5 protein-coding genes and 1 pseudogene are annotated in these 5818 nt (G+C 69.7%); all 6 read left to right on the top strand.

Going from position 1 to position 5818, the window contains the following annotated elements; all coding sequences use genetic code 11:
• Positions 1-1724, top strand: a pseudogene (locus tag G6026_RS03480) (hypothetical protein); the annotation flags it as partial.
• Positions 1721-2560 (top strand): hypothetical protein, encoded by an 840-nt coding sequence (locus G6026_RS03475; protein WP_182612274.1) that lies wholly within the window; start codon positions 1721-1723, stop codon positions 2558-2560. The pseudogene G6026_RS03480 and the gene G6026_RS03475, both read left to right, overlap by 4 nt.
• A 9-nt stretch (positions 2561-2569) precedes the next feature.
• Entirely contained in the window at positions 2570-4168 is a 1599-nt protein-coding gene (locus G6026_RS03470) for a hypothetical protein (RefSeq protein ID WP_182612273.1), read from the top strand.
• Entirely contained in the window at positions 4165-4599 is a 435-nt protein-coding gene (locus tag G6026_RS03465) for a hypothetical protein (RefSeq protein ID WP_182612272.1), read from the top strand. The genes G6026_RS03470 and G6026_RS03465 overlap by 4 nt, the downstream gene beginning before the upstream one ends.
• Complete coding sequence (locus tag G6026_RS03460; protein ID WP_182612271.1) at positions 4589-5380, top strand: hypothetical protein; 792 nt, start codon at positions 4589-4591, stop codon at positions 5378-5380. The genes G6026_RS03465 and G6026_RS03460 overlap by 11 nt, the downstream gene beginning before the upstream one ends.
• 60 nt (positions 5381-5440) lie before the next feature.
• Positions 5441-5818, top strand: a 378-nt coding sequence (locus G6026_RS03455) for a hypothetical protein (protein ID WP_182612270.1), incomplete at its 3' end; no start/stop codon positions are given.

Raw genomic sequence — 5818 nt, 5'->3', positions numbered from 1 at the left:
CACCACTCTATGGGGCACTACTGGGAATGGCGGCCGACTTCTCCAACGGCGGCGACGCGGGCACTCCGGAGATGAAGGCACTGGCCAACGTCATCTACCGGAACTTCGCGGGCCAAACTCTGGAGCTGATTCACTGGCCGCTCGCCGGGTTCCAGAACCTCTGGCACGGCAGGCCGCACAACTACAGCGCGGGCACGAACGCGCAGCACAGGAACCACGTCCACTGGGCGCTGCCTGCCCCGCTGCAGGCAGCAGGGGTTGCTCTCGACCTGTCCGGCGGCGTGGTGTCCGTTGATCCTCGCCAGATCGTGGAGTCGATGATCGGCGATGACCTCAAGCGGGTCAAGGATCTTGCGCACGGGTTCTCCGGTGCCGGAGGCATGGTCGACACGGTTCCGGGCAAAGTCCACGATTCGATGGTCAAGCCGATGCTCGACACGCTGGTCAAGGCGTTCGAGGAGTTCGGCGGTGACCCGGGTGGCGCAGATGTGATGCGGTGGCGCCCGCTAGCGATGCAGGCACTCGCTCGGATGGGTTTCAGCCCTGAGCAGTACATCGACGCGATGATGCAGCAGATCCAGATCGAGTCCGGTGGCGTCCCGAACGTCATCAACAAGTGGGACTCGAACTGGCTCGCCGGCCACCCTTCGGGTGGTCTGCTTCAGGTAATCGAGCCGACGTACCGGCGCATCCGGGCCGCGTACCCGGACGCGTTCAAGGGCCTCCCGGACGACCACCTGCACCCGCTGACCAACCTCACCGCGGGTGTTGGTGCGGTGACGATGGACTGGGGTGGTCCTGGGAATCGTTGGCCCACCAAGCTCGGGTACGACCAGGGCGGGTGGCTGCCGCCGACTCCGGGCGGCTTCGGTGCGTTCTTCAATCACACGAAGGCGCCCGAGCCGGTGTTCACTGCCGAGCAGTGGTCGCTCCTGGAGCGTCAGCTGGGTCTGAATGTCGACCTGGTGGAGGAGCTGCGCCGTCTGGTGCTGGTCATCAACCGGGACGACGACGATCGCGAAGATCTCGCGGCGCAGGCGGTGTACGACGTGTTCGGTCGGGAGCCGATCGGGCCGGACCTGCACAAGGTGCTGCACGCCGGGCCGCGGGCCTGGAGTGAGACCGCCGCGCATCTGGAGCACATCGCCGCGACGGGTGAGTACCTGCAGAACGAGTGGTTCGCCGAGAGCTCGCAGCTCGCCGAGGCAGCTCGCGCGGTGAACCGTGGCCAGGTGGGTCTGGCGAAATGGGCGGCCGCGTCCGAGGAGCAGGGCCGCATGGGCACCCCCGAGGAGTTCGCGCAGCACTACGGCCAGCAGGTCGGGGCGGAGCTCCTGGACGGCGCGCTCGGACTGGTGGGTCTGGACGGACTGATCGGTGGGCAGTGGAAGCAGTCGATCCGCGACTTCGCTGAGGTCGGCGGGTGGGAGTTGCCCGGGTTCGGGCCGACCCCGCTGCTCGACGGCGACGGGCGGGTGCCGGGCACTCGTCTGGAGCGTGTGGAGACCGCGGTCGCTGAGTCGACCGAGGCCGCCACGACCGAGGCGGCGGTGGCGGTGGCTGGCGCGACGCAGGCGCCGCGTCAGCCGATCACCATCGTCGGCGACAGCATCCCGGCCGACCAGGTCGAGGAGCTGCTCGGCCGCATTGAGGGTGTCGAGTTCGACATCACCCGCATGAAGGGTGAGCGGGCGTCCATCACGACGAGAAAGGTGCTCGCGTGAATTTCACCTACACGGGGATCGAGTCCTCGCCGTCGTCATGGCGCATCGCCGGTGACGGCGAGGGCCGCGAGGGCGTGGTCGTGGTGGCCGAGGGGCTCGAGGGGCTCGTCGCGGAGGTCAAGGTTCACACCGAACCGGCCGCCGCGGCGACCGGGATGCGTCCACTCGGGTTCGACGTCGAGGAGATGAATGGCACCCTGTCCTATCTCGTCGGGGACGATTTCCTCGCCGCCGACAGCGGCCTGGGCGACGGCCCCGACGTGGTGGATGCGATCTACCGCCGGTGGCGGGCAGCGTGGACCCTGAACCCGCTGCACCCCGCCGGCGGCGGTCTGCTCACCGCTCACGCCCCCGGCAAGCCCGCGCTGTCCACGCGGGTGCGGGCGACGAAGATGCCGGGCCCGGAACGCTCACCGGACGCCCCGTCCGGTGACTGGGTGGCCGGGGAGATGGACATTGTCTCCGACTTGGGGATCTGGGTCGGAGAGGACGAGCCCGTCGCCCCGGGCCGGGTGTGGCGTAATTCCGGGGATCTGCCGGTGTACCCGCAGATCCACTGGACGGGGTCGGGCAAGTCGTTCACCCCTCCCGGGTTGTCGACGCCGGTGGCGCTGCCGTCGACGTCGACTCCCCTGGTGCTGGACACCGACCCGGCCACGGGCGGCGTCATCCGCGCCGATGCCCCTGGCGGGGAGCTCGACCATCCGGCGTGGCGGGCGATGCGGGGCCGGCGGGTGCCGCGGCCGATCGAGATCGGCGGCACGTCGGAGGGCTGGGTGCTCGACGGCTGCTCGATGTCGTGCCGGGTGTTGGTGCTGGATCCGTGGGCGTGGTGAGGGGGCGGCATGTCTGACTGGTCTCAGGAGCGCGCTGACACCATCGCCGCCGGCGACATCGTGTTCAAGCTGCTCGACAAGGAGATCCAACCGGCCGCGGACCTGCACGGCGCGCTGCGCTGGGAGGCTCCGGACACGGTCAACGAGGTCGGGGTGTTCACCGGCGAGTGGGGCGGCGACCATGCCGCGACGGGCGCGTTCATCCCTACCGATCTCGCCGCAGTGGATCCGCAGGCCGGGTGGCGGGCCCTGGTGGACGAGGCGCAGTGGATCCTGGTCCAAGCCGGGCCGTCGTGGCGTGACCGGCTGGTCTACCGGGTCGGGCGGATCCGCGACCATCACGGCCGCCGGGACGACCGGATCGAGGTCGAGGCCGAGAGCCTGTACCGCCACGTGGAGAAGATCGCGTGCCGCTCCGACCCGAGCTCGCCCACCCTTGCGGTGCAGGCCAAGTACCGCGACTCGCGCCGAGGGGAGTCCAAGCGGGTCCTGAAGGACTACCTGCTGGTGAACCTGCTGCGGGACTTCCAGCCGGGTGGGATTTCCGGCTGGGACCAGTGGGCGCCATCGGCGTGGTCGGGGATCCTGCCGGACCGGTGGCCGATCATGGTCAACCCGCGGATGTCGGCGATCATCACCGCCTACACCCACCTGGATGCCCGCTTCGACATGGCCGGCGACCTGTTCGCCGAGACCCTCGACGCGGCCGGCCTACTGCTCACGACCGACCTGTGGCTGGAGGGTGACCCGCAGCCGTTCCCCGAGTACTGCACGCTGACCAAGCCGACGCTGATCCTGGACGTGGTGCCGCGCGGGTTCGACACCTCGGTCACCGGGCACATCGGGGACATGCTCAAGGGGCTGACCCGGTCGTTCTCGACCGAGCAGAACTCGCCGATCCTCGAGCTCGGCGACCGGCCGCTGACCCACGCCGAGGTGCTGCCGTGGGTGGTGTGGCGGCCGAAACACATGCACGTGACCTCCGAGTTCACCATCACCAAGTCCACGGACTGGCGGTCCACGGTCGGGGGACGCTCGCCGGAGGCGATCAACCGGATGATGGCCGGGACGACGAAGTCGATCTTCTCCGGTATCGGCGCGGCTCTGGCGGCCGCGGTTCCGGTGTTCGGGCCGCTGCTGGTGGCCGGCGCGGCGATGCTCGGCGAGTGGGTCTCCGACCTCACCCAGGACCGACTGTTTGCGTGGTCGTCGTGGATCAACCTCGCGCGCCGTGATGCCCACGGGCGGCTCGCCTACCGCGACCAGGTGCACGCCGGTGACGGCTGGTCGCTGCAGGCGATGCAGCAGGGCTTCGCGGCCCTCGCCGCTGGCGCCGGATCGATCTCTGTGGCCTTCGACGTCGACCGATCGGCCCCGTACCGGATGTTCCGGGACTTCCGGGCGGGGGACCAGTGCGGTGCGGAGCATCGCGGCCTGGTGTTCGCCAGCTACATCGAGTCCTGCTCGATCGGTGCCGAGCGTGGCCGACCGTTCCAGACCGTGGCGCTCGGTGACCCGGCAGGCCGCGAGTCCCCCGTGCGGGCGCTGGCGATCTCCGTCAAGGGCATCGCCAACGCCCTGGCCCGAGTCAAGACCTTCATCCAATGAGAGGAACCGCGGTGGACCTGGACCTGCTGTACCCGTATGAGACTTCACCGGAGTTCCACCCGCTGTCGTGGGTGTTCTTCCACGCCGGCGGGGTCCAGATGGACATCGAGCAGTGCGACGCCCTCGCGAAGCACGTGTTCGGAGATCTCGGCTGCGACGGCCCCGGGTCGGCGTCCGAGCCGTCCATCAAGTACGACTCCTTCGGCTCCGGTGGGGCTCCGTGGGAGCAGGGGGCGTGGATCCCGCGGGAGAAGCGCCGGCGCCCGGTGCGCACGACGATGCCGGACAAGCCGGTGACCGAGATGGACGAGGACGAGTTCGTCGAGGCGCAGCAGGCGATCGTCATCGGCGCGGCAGTGCGCCGGGCCCAGGCCGCGGATGCCGCCGACGACTACACCCCGCCGAAGGACGGTGACACCGGTGGGCGTTGACCTGTCGGGGGGCTCGTCCCCCACTGTCCCCGAGCGCGGCCGAGGTCTGCTTGAGTCAATCCTCGACGACGTCACCACGGTCGCCCAGGCGCTCGCCCAGGGCGTCGACGGGCTCATCCGCGGTGTGATCGACATGGTGCTGGGCCGCTACGAGGGCGACATCCCCGCGTTCGTGGACGGCCAGGAGGCGCTCAGCAACCGCCTGGAGCTGCTGGGCAAGATGGGCTACTGCGCAGTGGTGATGGAGCAGGGGTTCCGGCTGGGCCCCGGCCGAAACCGCGCGTTGCCGTTCAACAAGATGCTCGGCCCGAACCAGGACGCCGAGCTGGTGACCGTCTCCCGACAGCACCCCGGGCTGGGCTCGACGTTCCGTACCGAGGCGTGCATCCGGCTCGACCGCGAGGGCGCATGGGACGCCACAGCGTTCTTCTCCCACGGCGGCGACGGCTACAACAACGGCTTCGCCGAGATCGCGGTCCTGCGCCCCGACTTCACGGTGTACTCGCTGGCCACGATCCCGCTGACCCAGGGCAAGTCGGGAGGGCTCGCACCGAACGGTGGCGACCCCGTGGTCATCCCCACCTCGTTCGTCGTCCCGGAGCCGGGCTACTACGTGCAGGTCCGGTTCCGGTACAGCGTGGCGGTCGGTATCCGAACGGTCCGCGGTGGCTCCCGCTACAACCGCCTGATCGTCACCCAGTGGTCCGAGCGGGTCGAGAACGACGACGTCTCCGAAGAGGAAACCGGGATCAGCGACGACGGCTCCCCCGCCGACCCATGACCGATCGCCCGCACGACCGGCTCGACCAGCCCGCTTACCACGACTGAAAGCGAGGACCTGATGCGCACAGTGACCATCAGCCTGGAGGACATCACCGGAGTCCCCGCGCAGGACGGTGACGTCGTGTGGGTGTCATCCCCGGTTCGTCGGCCCGCAAACGGCCGCACCCTCATGCCACGTGAGCAACCCGTCGACCTGGTGGCCGGACAGGGCTCGGTAGAGGTCCACCCGGGCCCACTGCATGTGCGGTTCGACCTGGCCGGCGTGACGTTCCGCGAAGGCCCCACAGCGCGGGTAGTCGTCCCCGAGGGCGAGGGCGCGGCGACGCTGACGGAGCTGCTGTCGGCGGCGACCGACTGGACCCCGGAGGAGATGTCGGAGTTCGCCCGGCTGCGGGCCGAGGCGGTTGCCGCCGCGCAGCGCGCCGCGACCGACCGG

Source organism: Dietzia sp. DQ11-38-2 (assembly GCF_014145055.1).
In the GTDB taxonomy this organism is placed as follows: Bacteria; Actinomycetota; Actinomycetes; order Mycobacteriales; family Mycobacteriaceae; genus Dietzia.
Note: the sequence above shows the minus strand (reverse complement) of the source record. Positions and strands in the feature narration are given on the sequence as shown.

What these genes read in the sequence shown, in the direction of transcription:
- G6026_RS03470 (WP_182612273.1), top strand. Translation starts at nt 2,570, where the DNA reads ATGTCTGACTGGTCTCAGGAGCGCGCTGACACCATCGCCGCCGGCGAC.
- G6026_RS03465 (WP_182612272.1), top strand. Translation starts at nt 4,165, where the DNA reads ATGAGAGGAACCGCGGTGGACCTGGACCTGCTGTACCCGTATGAGACT.